Raw genomic sequence first — 13,207 nt, forward strand, 5'->3', positions numbered from 1 at the left:
GATGCTGACTGCCATCGCTGTTTTCCTGCTCACCCTGACCCTGGTCATCTGGCAACCCCGCGGCCTGGGCGTCGGCTGGAGCGCCAGCCTCGGCGCACTGCTGGCCCTGGCGCTGGGCGCGGTGTCGCTGCACGACATCCCCACGGTGTGGGCGATTGTGTGGAACGCCACCGCCACCTTCATTGCGATCATCGTCATCAGCCTGCTGCTCGACGAGGCCGGCTTCTTCGAATGGGCAGCCCTGCACGTGGCCCGCTGGGCGCGCGGCAACGGGCGCCGGCTGTTTGCCTTCATCGTGCTGCTGGGCGCTGCGGTCTCGGCGCTGTTCGCTAACGACGGTGCGGCGCTGATCCTTACCCCTATCGTCATGTCGATGCTGCTGGCGCTGCGTTTCTCCCCGGCTGCGACCCTGGCGTTCGTCATGGCCGCAGGCTTCATTGCCGACACCGCCAGCCTGCCGCTGGTGGTCTCCAACCTGGTGAACATCGTTTCGGCCGATTACTTCGACCTGGGCTTTGGCGAATACGCAGCGGTGATGGTGCCGGTGAACCTGGTGAGTGTGGCGGCCACCTTGCTGGTGCTGTTTCTGTACTTTCGCCGCGACATACCGGCGGTGTACGAGGTACAGGCACTGAAGGCGCCGGTGCTGGCGATCCGCGACCGCGCCACCTTCCGCGTGGGCGGGGGCGTGCTGGTGGCGCTGCTGGTGGGCCTGTTCCTGCTCGAGCCGCTGGGCATCCCGATCAGCGCCGTGGCGGCGGCCTGTGCAGTGGTGCTGTTCATCGTCGCTGCGCGCGGGCATGTGATCTCCACCCGGCGCGTGCTGCGCGATGCGCCCTGGCAGATCGTGGTGTTCTCGCTGGGCATGTACCTGGTGGTGTACGGCCTGAAGAACGCCGGCCTTACCGACCTGCTCACCCAGTTGCTGGACCGTCTTGCCGCCTATGGCGTGTGGGGCGCATCGCTGGGCACCGGGCTGCTTGCCGCGGTGCTGTCTTCGGTGATGAACAACCTGCCCAGCGTGCTGATCGGCGCGCTTTCGATCCACGCCAGCGAAGCCCAGGGTGTGGTGCGCGAGGCGATGGTCTACGCCAACGTCATCGGCTGCGACCTGGGCCCCAAGATCACCCCCATCGGCAGCCTGGCCACATTGCTCTGGCTGCATGTGCTGGCGCGCAAGGGCACGCGCATCACCTGGGGCTACTACTTCAAGGTCGGCCTGCTGCTGACGGTGCCGGTGCTGTTGATCACGCTTTCGGCCCTGGCCCTGCGCCTGAGCCTTTGACCATTCTGCCTGCCAAGGGGAGTACACCACCATGCGAGTTCTGTTCATGTGCACGGCCAACAGCTGTCGCAGCATCCTCTGCGAAGCGATGTTCAATCACCTCGCCCCGGCGGGCTTCGAGGCGCTGAGCGCCGGCAGCTTCCCCAGGGGGCAGGTGTTGCCGCGCAGCCTGCTGACCCTGCAGCAGGCCGGCATCAGCACCGCGGGCCTGAGCAGCAAGGGCAACGAGGCCTTCGCGGCCAACCCGCCGGATATCGTCATCACCGTGTGCGACAAGGCCGCAGGCGAGGCGTGCCCGGTGTTTTTCGGCCCGGCGCTCAAGGCCCACTGGGGTCTGGCCGACCCTTCCGAACAACCCGGCACCGACGACGAGGTGGAGGCGAACTTTCACCATGCCCTGGCGCGTATCGAGCGTCGCTGCCGGGCGTTTTTCGCGCTGCCATTCAGCCAGCTCGATGCCCACGCGCTCAAGCGTGAACTCGACCGCATTGCCACGCTCTGACCCGGAGGCCCCATGCACCACGACCTGCCCAACCTCGACCCGAGCCTGTTCGAAGGCCTGCCCACCGCCCTGCAGGCCGGCGAGCGAAAGCCGCGCATTCTGTTGCTGTACGGCTCCACCCGCGAGCGTTCCTTCAGCCGCTTGCTGACCGAGGAGGCCGCGCGCCTGCTCCAGCATTTTGGCGCCCAGACGCGCATCTTCGACCCCAGCGGCATGCCACTGCCGGACGACGTACCGGTGGAGCACCCCAAGGTTCAGGAACTGCGCGAGCTGGTGCTGTGGTCCGAAGGCCAGGTGTGGTGTTCGCCTGAACGGCACGGCGCGATGTCGGCGGTGTTCAAGGCGCAGATCGACTGGGTGCCGCTGGCCCTCGGCGCCATTCGCCCCACCCAGGGCAAGACCCTGGCCGTGATGCAGGTGTGTGGCGGTTCGCAGTCGTTCAACGTGGTCAATCAGCTGCGCGTGCTGGGGCGCTGGATGCGCATGTTCACCATCCCCAACCAGTCGTCCGTGCCCAAGGCGTACATGGAGTTCGACGAGCAGGGCCGCATGAAGCCCTCGCCGTATTACGACCGGGTGGTGGATGTGATGGAAGAACTGGTCAAGTTCACGCTGCTGCTGCGCGACAGCCACGCGCACCTGGTGGACCGCTACTCCGAGCGCAAGGAAACGGCGCAGGCGTTGTCCGATCGCATGCGCCAGGCGTCGATCTGACGCCAGGGCGCAACCGGCGGGCAGCCCTCAGGCAGCCCGCTCCAGCGCCCCCAGCAGGTCGACGAATTCGCGTGACAGCTTGTGCCGCGGTGCCATGTGCACCAGCGGCACCGACAGCTCGTGGGATTCGCGCATCTTCACCGAGCTGCTCAGGTACACCGGCAGCACCGGCAGCCCCTCGGCCAGCAGTTCGTCCACCAGGCTCTGGTGCAGCGCGGTGCGCGCGACGAACTGGTTGGCCACCACGCCTTCCACCTGCAGCGACTCGTTGTGGTCCTGGCGCAGTTCTTCCACCTGCTCGATCACGCTGTACAGGGCCTGGCGCGAAAAGCTGTCGCAATCGAACGGAATCAGCAGGCGGTCGGCGGCCACCAGCGCGCTGAAGGTGTAGAAGTTCAGCGACGGCGGGGTGTCGATGTAGATGCGCTCGTAGTCTTCGGACAGTTCAACCAGCAGCTTGCGCAGCTTGTTGATCTTGAACTTGCTCTCCAGCTTGGGCTGCAGGTCGGCCAGGTCGGGGCTGGCGGTCACCAGGTCGAGGTTGTCGTAGCGGGTGGGGGTGATGCACACGCGCCCGCGCTTGCTGCCCGGTGCGCTGGAGAGGGTCTGCTTGAAGAAGTCGCTGATGCCGGCCGGGATGGCGTCGCCGAGCAGGCCGGTGAGGTAGTGGGTGGTGTTGGCCTGGGGATCGAGGTCCACCAGCAGCGTCCGATACCCTTCGGCGGCGCTGACGGCGGCAAGGTTGCAGGCGATGCTGGTCTTGCCCACGCCCCCTTTCTGATTGAATACGACACGGCGCATTGAGTTTCGAGTCCTTGTCAAAGGCCCGCTGCAACAGGGCTGCAGCGGGAACAGCTTCCATACTATGACCAAAAGGTTGCAGTTTTAAGACAACTGCGGGGCGGGCACCTCAGTCGGCGAGCGGGGCAACGATGGCCTTGCGGCACACCTCGATGATTTCGTCGGCCAATGGCGCATCGTCCGGGCAGGCGCGCGACAGCATGATCGCGCCCACCGCCTGGGCAAAGCGCTCGATCATCCTGGCGCGTGCGGTGTGCGGGTCTTGATCGCCGTTTTCGGCACCTGCGTGCTCGGCCCGCTTGAGCAGGCCCTCCAGGCCCTCGGCAAAGGTCGCCTTGATTGCGGCCGGCTGGCGCGCCGCGTCGCCACACAGGGCGGCCATGGTGCAGCCGGTGCTGCGTGCATCGCGGTGTTCGCGCGACAGGTAACGCTGGAAAAATTGCGCCACGTCCAGTGCTTCTTCGGCGCTGGCAGTCTTGGCCAGCCCGCAGGCAGCAGCCTCGGCCATCAGGTCGGCCTTGGAGCCGAAGTGCTTGTAGAAGCCGCCGTGGGTAAACCCTGCCGCCGCCATCAGGTCTGCCACGCCCACCCCGTCATAGCCGCGCTCGCGAAACAGTTCGGACGCGGTTTCGACGATGTGCGCGCGATTGGCCTGCGCCTGTGCCTTGGTGACCCTCATGTGCAGATTCCTCGCTGCGTGTGCCGTCAGTCAGGGGCCCACTATACATTGATGTCAACCATAATCAAAACTGTTGACGGCTAAGATTATGGTCATCATCATAGCGGCTCGTTACCCACCCATCCAGAGCGCAACCCCATGACTACCCTTGCCACTGTTCTCATCACTGGTGCTTCTTCCGGTATCGGCGCTACCTACGCCGAGCGTTTTGCCCGTCGTGGCCATGACCTGGTGCTGGTAGCCCGCGACAGGCCTCGCCTTGACGGGCTGGCCAGCCGCCTGGCCCAGGCTCACGGCGTGGCCGTCGAGGAGTTGCAGGCCGATCTCACCCTGGCCCAAGACCTTGCCAGGGTCGAAACCCGCCTGCGCGAAGATGCCCGCATCGGCGTCCTCATCAACAACGCCGGGGCGGCGCAGTCGGGGGCCTTCGTCGAGCAGAGCGCCGACAGCGTCACGCGCATCATCACGCTCAACACCCTCGCGCTGGCGCGCCTGGCCCATGCCATCGCGCCACGGTTGGCGCAGGCCGGGGAGGGGGCCATCGTCAATATCGGCTCGGTGGTAGGGCTGGCACCGGAGCTGGGCATGACGGTGTATGGCGCCACCAAGGCGTTCGTGCAGTTCCTGTCGCAGGGGCTGAGCCTGGAGCTCTCGCCCAGCGGCGTATACGTGCAGGCGGTGCTGCCTGCGGCCACGCGTACCGAGATCTGGGAGCGCTCGGGCATCGACATCAACACCCTGACGCAGGTGATGGAGGTGGACCACCTGGTGGATGCGGCGCTGGTGGGGTTCGATCGCCGCGAGGGCGTGACCATCCCGCCGTTGCATGACGACGCCCGCTGGACGGCCTTCCAGGCGGCGCGTCACACCCTGATCTCGGACATCCGCCAGGCCGAGGTGGCGGCGCGCTATACCGAGCTTGCCTGAGGCGGGCGCGGGCCGGCGCGCCGATGATCGGCGGCCAGCGCCCGCGCAACCTGCCGGTGGCCGAACCCACAACGATAAGTCGCTGCGCCCCTGGGGCTGAATGACCTGTTCGGGCTGGTACTGCGCCGCACCGCGCGTTACGTTAGCCAGAAACAGACGGTCTACGCCTCGCGCATCACCCACAAGGGCTGGCCCACCCGCTGGCCGATGCTGCGCTGCGAAGGGCCCTGAAGGAGCCGGCACCGATGAATCAACCCCTCACCACCCAGGCGCCCAGCGTTGCCCAGCCTTTTCGCGAAGAGGCGGCAGACGGCTTCAGCCTGGGCGGCTTCACCTGGCGCCACGGCGCGGCGGACCCCACGCGGGCGGTGGTCATCATCAACGCCGCCACCTCGGTGCGCTGCCGTTTCTATTCGCGTTTTGCCGACTACCTGTTCGCCCATGGCGTCGACGTGATCACCTACGACTACCGCGGCATCGGCGAATCGCGCCCTGCCGCCTTGCGGGGTTTTCAGGCCAGCTGGTCGGACTGGGGCCGGCTGGATTTCGAGGCGATGCTCCAGCGCGCCCGGCGCGAGTTTCCCGGGCAGCCCATCGATGTGGTCGGGCACAGTTTCGGCGGTTGCGCGCTGGGCCTGGCGGCGTCGGCGGCGAGCATCCGGCGGGTGGTCACGGTGGGCGCGCAGTTCGCCTACTGGCGTGACTATGCCCCGGGCAGCCGCTGGCAGCTGCTGTGCAAATGGCACCTGGCAATGCCGCTGCTGACCCGCGTGTTCGGCTACTTTCCCGGCAAGCGCCTGGGCTGGATGGAGGACACCCCGGCCGGCGTGGTGCGCGACTGGGTGACACCCGCCGCTACCTATGAACAGCGGCCCAGCGGTCGCGCGCTGGGGGCGTTGGGCTTTGGCCAGGTGCAGGCCAGTATCCTGGCGATCAGCCTGACTGACGACCCGTTCGGTACGGTGCCGGCCATCGAGCGCCTGCTGGGCTACTTTACCGCCAGCGCGTGCACGCACCTGCGTATCGCCGCGCAGCAGGTCGATGCCAAGGGGATCGGTCATTTCGCGTTCTTTCACAGCCGCTTTCAGGCGCAGCTGTGGCCCATAGCCCTGGACTGGCTGCGCAGTGCACAACTGCCGGCGCAGGTGCCCGGGCAGGTGATTGAACCCCAGGCATGAAAAAACGGCCCAGGCGGGCCGTTCTTGTGCAGCGGTGTGGCGTCAGCCCTTGCGTTGCAGCGGCGCGCCGGCGAACGTCACGCCGGCCAGGCCATGCTGCATCAGCGCACGGATATTGGCGTGGTCGCTGCCCTCGGGGGTGGCCAGCACCGAGCGGTAGTGCTCGCCGAACGCCAGCAGCGCGTGCTGGTCGCTCAGGCCTTCGAGCAGTGCCAGGCCCAGGGTCTTGCACGACCCTTCGTTCTGCCCGGCGGCGTTTTCCACACCGCCATTGGTGAAGGCCTGTGGCTGGTAGGTGTAGCCCTGGGCGATGAACGCCAGCGTGTCGGCGAATACATGTTCGCCACTGTCGAGTTGGCTGCGCAGGGTGTTCAGGTCAGTCATGGGGTTTTCCTTTGGCGAACGCCGCTTGCTGTTCGGCGCTGGCTTCTTTCTGGTATTGGGTTTTCCACTCGGCGTAGGGCATGCCGTAGACCACTTCGCGTGCGTCCTCCAGGCTAAGGTCGATCTGGCGCTCGTCGGCGGCGGCCTTGTACCACTTGGACAGGCAGTTGCGGCAGAAGCCGGACAGGTTCATCAGGTCGATGTTCTGCACATCGGTGCGCTCGCGCAGGTGCGCTACCAGGCGGCGAAAGGCCGCCGCTTCGAGTTCGAGTTGCTGTTGCGGGTCCATGGGGGTTCCCTTCACGGTGCAGCGGCTCATCCGGCCGCGATGCGGTTCTTCAAATGGCGGCCACCGTTGATGACCACGTTGCTGCCGGTGCTGTACTGGCTGTCGAGCAGGAACATCACGGCCTCGATCAGCGGCTGGGCACCGGGTTCGAATTCAAGCAGGGCCTTCTTCAGCGCCTGCTGGCGGTACTGCTCGTCGCCGTCTTCCTTGAAGATCAGCAGGCCGGGCAGGATGGCGTTGACGCGCACGCTGGGGGCGTACTTCTCGGCGAACGACAGCACCATGTTCTGCAACGCCGCCTTGGTGGCGGCATAGCCGATATGGCTCTTGCTGCCGCGCGAGGAGGTTTCGTCGCAGATGTGGATGATGTCCGACTTGTCCAGCTTGAGCAGTTGCTCACCCAGTGCCAGGTTCAGGTGGTACGGCGCTTCCACGTGCAACTTGAACATGGTGTTCAGGTTGGCCAGGTCATCGTCGAGCCACAGCGAGGCGTTGTGGATGATCGCCCGCAGGCCGTCATAGCGGCTGCGCAGGTGGTCGATCAGGGCCAGGCGGTCCTGCTCCAGGCACAGGTCGGCCTGGAACTGCACGATGTTCGGGTGGGGCGCCTGCGCGCTGATGCTGCGGCTGGCGCTGACGACCGTGTGGCCGGCCTGCGCCAGTTTGATGGCCAGCGCGAGCCCGACTCGCTGGCTGGCCCCGGTAACAAGAATTGGGCTGTTCATGTAATGGGCGGTCAACTTCAGATATTCGCTTGGGTAGGCCCCAGCATACCCGAACTCGCCGCCGTTGCACGCCCCGGGGCGCTGCGTCAGCGGGTGCCCACGGGCGGCGCGGCAACGCTCTGCGGGGCAGGCTTGGGGTGCAGCCAGCTGGCCAGCAGGTGGGTCGACAGCGGGATGAACAGGTAGACCATCAGCGGGGTCAGGGCCAGGGTGCTCAGCAGTACCCGTGGCACCAGGCCGAGCTCGCCCAGCCAGTGGCCGAACAGCAGGTTGAAGGCCAGCGACACCGGAAAGAACGCCAGCCAGATGGCCACGGCCTGTTTCCAGCGCGGTGGACGTTGTGCCAGGGCCGGGCCGAACCAGCCGTCGATGCCGCTGACCCGGTGCTCGTGGGGCTGCTGGAACAAGCCGTTGCCGCGGGCCAGCCAGGCGCTGCGCGAGGCGGAAAACTCCCAGGCATGCAGGGTTTTCTCGTCGGCGAAGCGGAAGATGATCTGGAACTCGTCGTCGTTGGGCGGCGGGGCCAGTACGCCGGAACCCAAATAGCCGGGAAAGTCGGTAGCCAGCTGTTCGCCTTCGCGCAGCCAGGCGATCAGGTCTTCGTAGCGACCCTCGGCAACGCGGCGCGCCACCATCAAGGTAACCGGAGGGGTAGACATCGTGTATCTCCTGGTAAAAACCGGCGCGGCGGGTAGCCACGGCCATGCAACGCTGCCCGGGGTGGTGGGTGGCGTTCGAGTGTTCGTGTGGGAACAAGCAAGGATTATTCCGCAAATAAGCTGACTCGTCAGTGCTGATGTGTCGGCTGCCCGGCGCATGGTGCTTGCGGCGGGCTGGTACAAGGGGAGTAGAATTGCCTTTCACTACGCAATCACGGTCTTTACGGCGATGATCGAGCCTGATTCGGCTTCCCTCCCTGATGCTCCCCACCGCCAGGAGGAGCTTTTCCCCATCCGTGAAGTGGCGCGCCTGACCGGCATCAACCCGGTCACCCTGCGTGCCTGGGAGCGCCGTTATGGGCTGATCCAGCCGGTACGCACCGAAAGTGGGCACCGCCTGTATTCCCAGGCCGACATCGATGACGTGCGCAGCATTCTGGGCTGGATCGAGCGCGGCGTGGCGGTGAGCAAGGTCGGCAAGATCCTTGCGCGCAACCAGGCGACCCAGCAGCAGGCCCCCTCGGCCCAGGCGCCCGGCACCCAGGCGGACTGGAAGCAGTGGCAGGTGCAGCTGCGCCAGGCCGTCAAGGCATTCGACGAGAGGCGCCTGGAGCAGGTGTACGGGCAGGTCTTCGCCAGCTATCCGCTGGTGGTGGTGTTCCAGGACATCCTGATGCCGGTATGGCACGACCTGTGCGCGGCCGGCGAGGCATTCGGTGCGCAGAGCGAGTGGCTGTTTCTCGACGGCTTCCTGCGTGCCCGGGCCTTGCAGCGCCTGCAACTGGCCCGCGAGCAGCAGGAGGTAAGCGTGGTGCTGGCGGCGATGCCAGGGCATTGCCGCGAGCTTGAGTTGCTGGTGGCGGCCCTTATGCTGGGCAGCAGCGAGGTGGTGATCAGGGTGTTGGCCGTGGGGCAGCCGCTGGAGGAACTGAGCCTGGTGTGCGAGCGCATGGCGCCGCAGGCACTGGTGCTGTTCTCCAACCATTCACCGACGGCCGAGCTGCCCAAGCGCTTGATGCGCCTGGCCCAGGGCCTGGATTGCCCGTTGTTGTTCGCGGGGGAGGCGGCGGAGCTGGCCCAGGATGCGCTGATGCGCTCGCAGGTGGCGTGCCTGGGCAGTGAGGGGCGCTTGATGCGTCGGCGCCTGCAGCAGTACCTGGCAGAGCACCTGGATACCTGAAACCCCTTCGCCGGCAAGGCCGGCTCCTGCAGGCAGTTGCAACCCTGCAGGGGCCGGCCTTGCCGGCGAAAGCCGCGCTGCGGTGTTAATCCGGATGCAATTCGGGATGCGCCAACCGGTGCTGGCGCAGGATGTACTGGCGCAACCGCTCGATCTCTTGGGGTTGGTGCTGGCTCAGCCGATACGCTGCCAGCCCGTCGGCCGTCTTGCGCTGCAAGGTGCCCTGCAGGTTGATCGGCGCGTCGGCCTCGGGGCTGAACCACAGGTTGAAGGTCTTGGGCGGCTTGCGATTGCGCGGTACCTGCACCAGCACACCGCGAAACGACATCTCGCACACCTTGAGGTCGGTGCTCAGGCCCAGCTCGTCGTCCAGCGCAACCGGCGGCTCCAGCGTGAGGCGCCAGGGGCGCATCATCGGCCCGTCTTCATAGATGCTCGGTGCGCCCAGTTGCAGGCTCACCGCATGGAACTCGTCTTCCACCAGCTGCAGTGGAAAGCTCATCTGCTGGTTCTCGAAATTCGCCTGCAGGGTCACCTGCTCCTGGGCCACCAGCCGGGTCAACAGTTGCTGCACCTCGCTGCCGCCATCAAGGCGCAGGCTGGAGGTGACGTCCGTCAGGTTCAGCTGTGGCGAACGGTGCATGGTCTGAATGAAATCCAGCTCATCCTGGGTCAGGAGGGCATCTGATTGCATGGGCGAACTCGGCAATTTCAATCGGGAATCATTTCTTCGTGGGTGATGGACAACGATTCGCTGGCTTTGTTAAGACCGTCCGTCGGGTTTCTGCGCGTCGAGCTTGGCGTACGCCCGGGCCAGTTCCTGCTCCAGTTCCAGCACCCGCTGCTCGGCGGCCACCTGGCGGCTCACGTCCTTCTGGATACCGATGAAGTACTTGAGCTGGTCGGCCTCGTTGAACACCGGGGTGATCGACAGCTCGTTCCAGAACGGCGTGCCGTCCTTGCGGTAGTTGAGCAGCACTTCCCGGCATGGCTGACCGCTGCGGATGGCGTCGCGGATGCGTGCCCGGGCCGCATCGTCGCGCGGCTCGCCCTGCAGGAAGCGGCAGTCGCGGTACAGAATGTCGTTGGCCGCGTAGCCGGTCAGGCGTTCGAAGGCCGGGTTCACATAGATCAGGATGGTGTCGTCGTCGCCTTCCTGTTCGGCTACCACGATCCCGTCGTTGGAGGCATCAATCATGCGTTGCAGCAGCTTGGCGTTGATCATCGTGTCGAACCGAATGTGAAAGGGGCACCCAGGCGAAGGATTCTAGTGGATTGCCGAGCGGTCGGCATCTGCATGCGGGCCAATTGCCAGCGTCCGGAACCCGCATCAGGTGGTAGTATCCTACGCTTTTACTCAGCTTCGGGATTAGTTATGAAAGTTGCCATTCTTTCCGGCTCGGTCTACGGCACTGCCGAGGAAGTTGCACGCCATGCCGCCTCGCTGCTCCAGGCGGCGGGTTTCGAGACCCTGCTGGCCAACCGTGCCAACCTGCAGGACGTTCAGGGCTTTGCCCCGCAGGCCTTTCTGGCGATCACGTCCACCACCGGCATGGGCGAGCTGCCCGACAACCTGGTGCCGCTGTACAGCGAGATCCGCGATGTGCTGCCAGGTGCCTGGCGCGGCTTGCCCGGTGCGGTGATCGGCCTGGGCGACTCCTGCTATGGCGACACCTACTGCGGCGGCGGCGAGCAATTGCGCGAGCTGTTCGCCGAACTGGGCCTCGACGAAGTGCAGCCGATGCTGCGTCTGGACGCCAGTGAAACCGTCACCCCCGAAACCGATGCAGAGCCCTGGCTGGCCGAGTTCATCGCCAGGCTGCGCGGCTGATCACAGCGGTTGCGGGCGCTCGCGCAGCAGCGCCAGCCAGGCCTGCGCCGCCCGTGACAGGTAGGCGCCCTGGCGCCAGATGAAGGCGATGTCCCAGCGCAGGTCGCTGGGCTCGCTCAAGGTCACACGCACCACCCCCGGCCGTTCCAGGCCCCGCGCCACCACCCGTGGCAGCAACACCACGCCCTGGCCTGCCGCCACCAGTGCCGCCAGAAAATCCGCCTGGCCGCTGCGTCCGCCTTCCTTCGGGGTAAAGCCGTAGGCCTGGCAGGCCGCCAGCAGGCGATCATTGAGCACGAAGCTGCGCTGGTACAGCAGAAACGGCGTGTCGGCCAGTTGTCCCAGGTTGATGCTGGCGGCAGTTGCCAGTGGGTGGGCTACCGGCAGCAGTGCATCCAGCGGTTCGTTGCAGAAGGGCTGGCACTCGAAGCCCGGTGTGGTGGGCGTGAGGCTGCCGCCCAGCTCCAGCTCGCCGCTGCGCACGGCGTGCTCCACGTTCAGGCTGCCGCCTTCGAGCAGTTGCACGGTGATGTTCGGGTAGCGCCGCCGGTACTCGGCGAACAACCCGGCAAACAGCGCGTCGCTGCCCAGCAGCGGCAGCCCCAGGCGCAACTCGCCCCGCGCCAGCTGGCCAAGGTCGTCGAGTTCGTTGTGCAGTTCCTGGCGCAGCCGCAGCATGGCCTCGCCGCGGGCCAGCACGATCTTGCCGGCGTCGGTCAGGTGCAACTGCGAGCCATGGCGATCGAGCAGGGCCATGCCCAGGTCGTGCTCCAGCTGCGCCACCTGCTTGCTCACGGCCGACTGGCTGATATGCAGGGTTTGCGCGGCCTGGGTGAAGCCGCCGCGATGAACCACTTCGACAAAACTGCGTAGCTGCTTGAATTCCATTGCCTGAATTCCATTATGGAATGCAGGCCAGTCTAACAATTCGCTTTTTGCATGGGCAGCGGGATTTTAAACTGCAGACCTCAGAGGACCCCTTCGATGACTGCCGTTTCATTCAAGAAATTTTCGCGCTTGCTCGCTGAACTGGGCGTGCTGCTGGTGCTGTACCTGCTCGGTTGCCAGCTGTCGGCCTGGCTGCACTGGCCGATCCCGGGCGGTGTGGTGGGCATGGCGCTGTTGCTGCTGGTGTTCGCCACCGGGCGGGTCAAGCCGGCCACCCTGCAGACCGGCGCCACCCTGCTGATGGCAGAGATGCTGCTGTTCTTCATTCCGGCGCTGATGAGCCTGCTCGACTACGGCCCGCTGCTGCGCAGCGAAGGCTGGCGCATTCTGCTGGTGATCGGTGCAAGCACGCTGCTGGTGATGCTCGCCACTGCCTTCACGGTGGAGTGGGCGTGCCGCTGGAGGCTGCGCCATGACGCTTGAGCCGATGTCGCTGTTCTGGCTGGCGCTGACCCTGCTGGCCTACCTGGGCAGCCGCTGGCTGTACCGACGTACCGGGCGCTACCTGCTGTCGCCGCTGATCCTGGTCCCGGTGGTGCTGCTGGTGGTGGCGGTGCCGTTGCACACCGGTTACGCCGAGTACGCGCGCAACACCCACTGGCTGATGTCGGTGCTGGGCCCGGTCACCGTGGCCTTTGCGGTGCCGATCTGGCAGCAGCGGGCGCTGCTGGCACGCCACTGGCCGGCCCTGTCGCTGGGCATGCTGGTGGGCAGCGCGGCGTCCATCGGCAGTTCGTGGGCCCTGGCCCATGCGTTGTCGCTGGACAATCAGGTGAGCCTGTCGCTGCTGCCACGTTCGATCACCACACCCTTTGCCATGCCGCTGGCCCACGACCTGGGCGGTGTGCCGGAACTCACCGCGGTGTTCGTGATGTTCACCGGGGTGCTCGGTGCCCTGATGGGCGGGGTACTGCTCAAGTACCTGCCCTTGCGCACGCCGCTGGCACGCGGGGCGCTGTTCGGGGTGGGGGCGCATGGTGCCGGGGTCAGCCGAGCCCATGAGGTGGGCGGCGAAGAGGGCTCTGTGGCGGGGCTGGTGATGGTGCTGACGGGCATTTTCAACCTGTTCATGGCGCCACTGTTACGTCACCTGCTGTAACTATTT

At 66.0% G+C, this 13,207-nt stretch carries 19 protein-coding genes; 10 read left to right on the forward strand and 9 right to left on the reverse strand.

Annotated elements, in window-relative coordinates; all coding sequences use genetic code 11:
• The first annotated feature begins 1 nt into the window (after position 1).
• The 3 genes from NJH59_RS06820 to arsH are packed head-to-tail and all read left to right on the forward strand — an operon-like array spanning position 2 to position 2,501.
• Positions 2 to 1,285, forward strand: a complete 1,284-nt coding sequence (locus NJH59_RS06820) for an arsenic transporter (protein ID WP_253086566.1) — start codon at positions 2 to 4, stop codon at positions 1,283 to 1,285.
• A gap of 31 nt (positions 1,286 to 1,316) precedes the next feature.
• Complete coding sequence (locus tag NJH59_RS06825) at positions 1,317 to 1,787, forward strand: arsenate reductase ArsC (RefSeq protein ID WP_043860438.1); 471 nt, start codon at positions 1,317 to 1,319, stop codon at positions 1,785 to 1,787.
• A 12-nt stretch (positions 1,788 to 1,799) separates the two neighbouring features.
• Positions 1,800 to 2,501 carry an arsenical resistance protein ArsH gene (gene arsH, locus NJH59_RS06830; RefSeq protein ID WP_253086567.1) on the forward strand — a complete coding sequence of 234 codons (702 nt, stop codon included), beginning with the start codon at positions 1,800 to 1,802 and terminating at the stop codon, positions 2,499 to 2,501.
• Between the two features lie 27 nt (positions 2,502 to 2,528).
• Here arsH and NJH59_RS06835 read toward each other — a convergent pair whose 3' ends face one another.
• Positions 2,529 to 3,302, reverse strand: coding sequence for a ParA family protein (locus NJH59_RS06835; RefSeq protein WP_213606273.1), 774 nt, complete (start codon positions 3,300 to 3,302; stop codon positions 2,529 to 2,531).
• A 109-nt stretch (positions 3,303 to 3,411) separates the two neighbouring features.
• Positions 3,412 to 3,981, reverse strand: a complete 570-nt coding sequence (locus NJH59_RS06840; RefSeq protein WP_100633463.1) for a TetR/AcrR family transcriptional regulator — start codon at positions 3,979 to 3,981, stop codon at positions 3,412 to 3,414.
• 138 nt (positions 3,982 to 4,119) lie between these two features.
• Here NJH59_RS06840 and NJH59_RS06845 point away from each other — a divergent pair, with 138 nt between their 5' ends.
• From NJH59_RS06845 to NJH59_RS06855, 3 genes are all read left to right on the forward strand, one after another.
• The gene (locus NJH59_RS06845) at positions 4,120 to 4,908 is read left to right on the forward strand and encodes an SDR family oxidoreductase (protein ID WP_253086568.1); all 789 of its coding nucleotides are present in this window, start codon (positions 4,120 to 4,122) and stop codon (positions 4,906 to 4,908) included.
• Positions 4,909 to 4,998: 90 nt separating this feature from the next.
• Positions 4,999 to 5,139: a nucleotidyltransferase family protein gene (locus NJH59_RS06850; RefSeq protein ID WP_123752893.1), complete on the forward strand. Its 141-nt coding sequence runs from the start codon at positions 4,999 to 5,001 to the stop codon at positions 5,137 to 5,139.
• A gap of 14 nt (positions 5,140 to 5,153) precedes the next feature.
• Positions 5,154 to 6,086, forward strand: coding sequence for an alpha/beta fold hydrolase (locus tag NJH59_RS06855; RefSeq protein ID WP_253086569.1), 933 nt, complete (start codon positions 5,154 to 5,156; stop codon positions 6,084 to 6,086).
• Between the two features lie 42 nt (positions 6,087 to 6,128).
• Here NJH59_RS06855 and NJH59_RS06860 read toward each other — a convergent pair whose 3' ends face one another.
• The 4 genes from NJH59_RS06860 to NJH59_RS06875 all read right to left on the reverse strand — a co-directional run bounded on the left by NJH59_RS06860 (position 6,129) and on the right by NJH59_RS06875 (position 8,143).
• On the reverse strand, positions 6,129 to 6,470 hold the full coding sequence (locus NJH59_RS06860; RefSeq protein WP_043860432.1) for a HopJ type III effector protein: 342 nt from the start codon (positions 6,468 to 6,470) through the stop codon (positions 6,129 to 6,131).
• Positions 6,463 to 6,759 (reverse strand): DUF1244 domain-containing protein, encoded by a 297-nt coding sequence (locus NJH59_RS06865; RefSeq protein ID WP_116052244.1) that lies wholly within the window; start codon positions 6,757 to 6,759, stop codon positions 6,463 to 6,465. The genes NJH59_RS06860 and NJH59_RS06865 overlap by 8 nt, the downstream gene beginning before the upstream one ends.
• Positions 6,760 to 6,785: 26 nt before the next feature.
• Positions 6,786 to 7,484: a dihydromonapterin reductase gene (gene folM, locus NJH59_RS06870; protein ID WP_054914885.1), complete on the reverse strand. Its 699-nt coding sequence runs from the start codon at positions 7,482 to 7,484 to the stop codon at positions 6,786 to 6,788.
• A gap of 86 nt (positions 7,485 to 7,570) precedes the next feature.
• Positions 7,571 to 8,143, reverse strand: coding sequence for an antibiotic biosynthesis monooxygenase (locus tag NJH59_RS06875; protein ID WP_043860429.1), 573 nt, complete (start codon positions 8,141 to 8,143; stop codon positions 7,571 to 7,573).
• A 229-nt stretch (positions 8,144 to 8,372) separates the two neighbouring features.
• Between NJH59_RS06875 and NJH59_RS06880 the strand changes: the two genes are divergently transcribed.
• The gene (locus tag NJH59_RS06880; RefSeq protein WP_043860428.1) at positions 8,373 to 9,323 is read left to right on the forward strand and encodes a MerR family transcriptional regulator; all 951 of its coding nucleotides are present in this window, start codon (positions 8,373 to 8,375) and stop codon (positions 9,321 to 9,323) included.
• Between the two features lie 85 nt (positions 9,324 to 9,408).
• Here NJH59_RS06880 and NJH59_RS06885 read toward each other — a convergent pair whose 3' ends face one another.
• Positions 9,409 to 10,017, reverse strand: coding sequence for a hypothetical protein (locus NJH59_RS06885; protein ID WP_043860427.1), 609 nt, complete (start codon positions 10,015 to 10,017; stop codon positions 9,409 to 9,411).
• Positions 10,018 to 10,086: 69 nt separating this feature from the next.
• Positions 10,087 to 10,548, reverse strand: coding sequence for a PAS domain-containing protein (locus NJH59_RS06890; protein ID WP_088515564.1), 462 nt, complete (start codon positions 10,546 to 10,548; stop codon positions 10,087 to 10,089).
• A 150-nt stretch (positions 10,549 to 10,698) separates the two neighbouring features.
• On the opposite strand from NJH59_RS06890, the gene NJH59_RS06895 reads away from it, so the two are divergent.
• Positions 10,699 to 11,154 carry a flavodoxin gene (locus NJH59_RS06895; protein WP_043860425.1) on the forward strand — a complete coding sequence of 152 codons (456 nt, stop codon included), beginning with the start codon at positions 10,699 to 10,701 and terminating at the stop codon, positions 11,152 to 11,154.
• Here the strand turns inward: NJH59_RS06895 and NJH59_RS06900 are convergent, their stop codons facing one another.
• Positions 11,155 to 12,042, reverse strand: a complete 888-nt coding sequence (locus tag NJH59_RS06900; RefSeq protein ID WP_210014846.1) for a LysR family transcriptional regulator — start codon at positions 12,040 to 12,042, stop codon at positions 11,155 to 11,157. It abuts the gene before it with no gap.
• A 96-nt stretch (positions 12,043 to 12,138) separates the two neighbouring features.
• Between NJH59_RS06900 and NJH59_RS06905 the strand changes: the two genes are divergently transcribed.
• Both NJH59_RS06905 and NJH59_RS06910 read left to right on the forward strand, forming a co-directional pair.
• Positions 12,139 to 12,525, forward strand: coding sequence for a CidA/LrgA family protein (locus tag NJH59_RS06905; protein ID WP_043860423.1), 387 nt, complete (start codon positions 12,139 to 12,141; stop codon positions 12,523 to 12,525).
• Positions 12,515 to 13,201, forward strand: a complete 687-nt coding sequence (locus NJH59_RS06910) for an LrgB family protein (protein ID WP_253086570.1) — start codon at positions 12,515 to 12,517, stop codon at positions 13,199 to 13,201. The genes NJH59_RS06905 and NJH59_RS06910 overlap by 11 nt, the downstream gene beginning before the upstream one ends.
• Positions 13,202 to 13,207 lie beyond the last annotated feature (6 nt).

The sequence above is a fragment of the Pseudomonas sp. VE 267-6A genome, from assembly GCF_024126555.1.
GTDB classification, from domain to species: Bacteria; Pseudomonadota; Gammaproteobacteria; order Pseudomonadales; family Pseudomonadaceae; genus Aquipseudomonas; species Aquipseudomonas palmensis.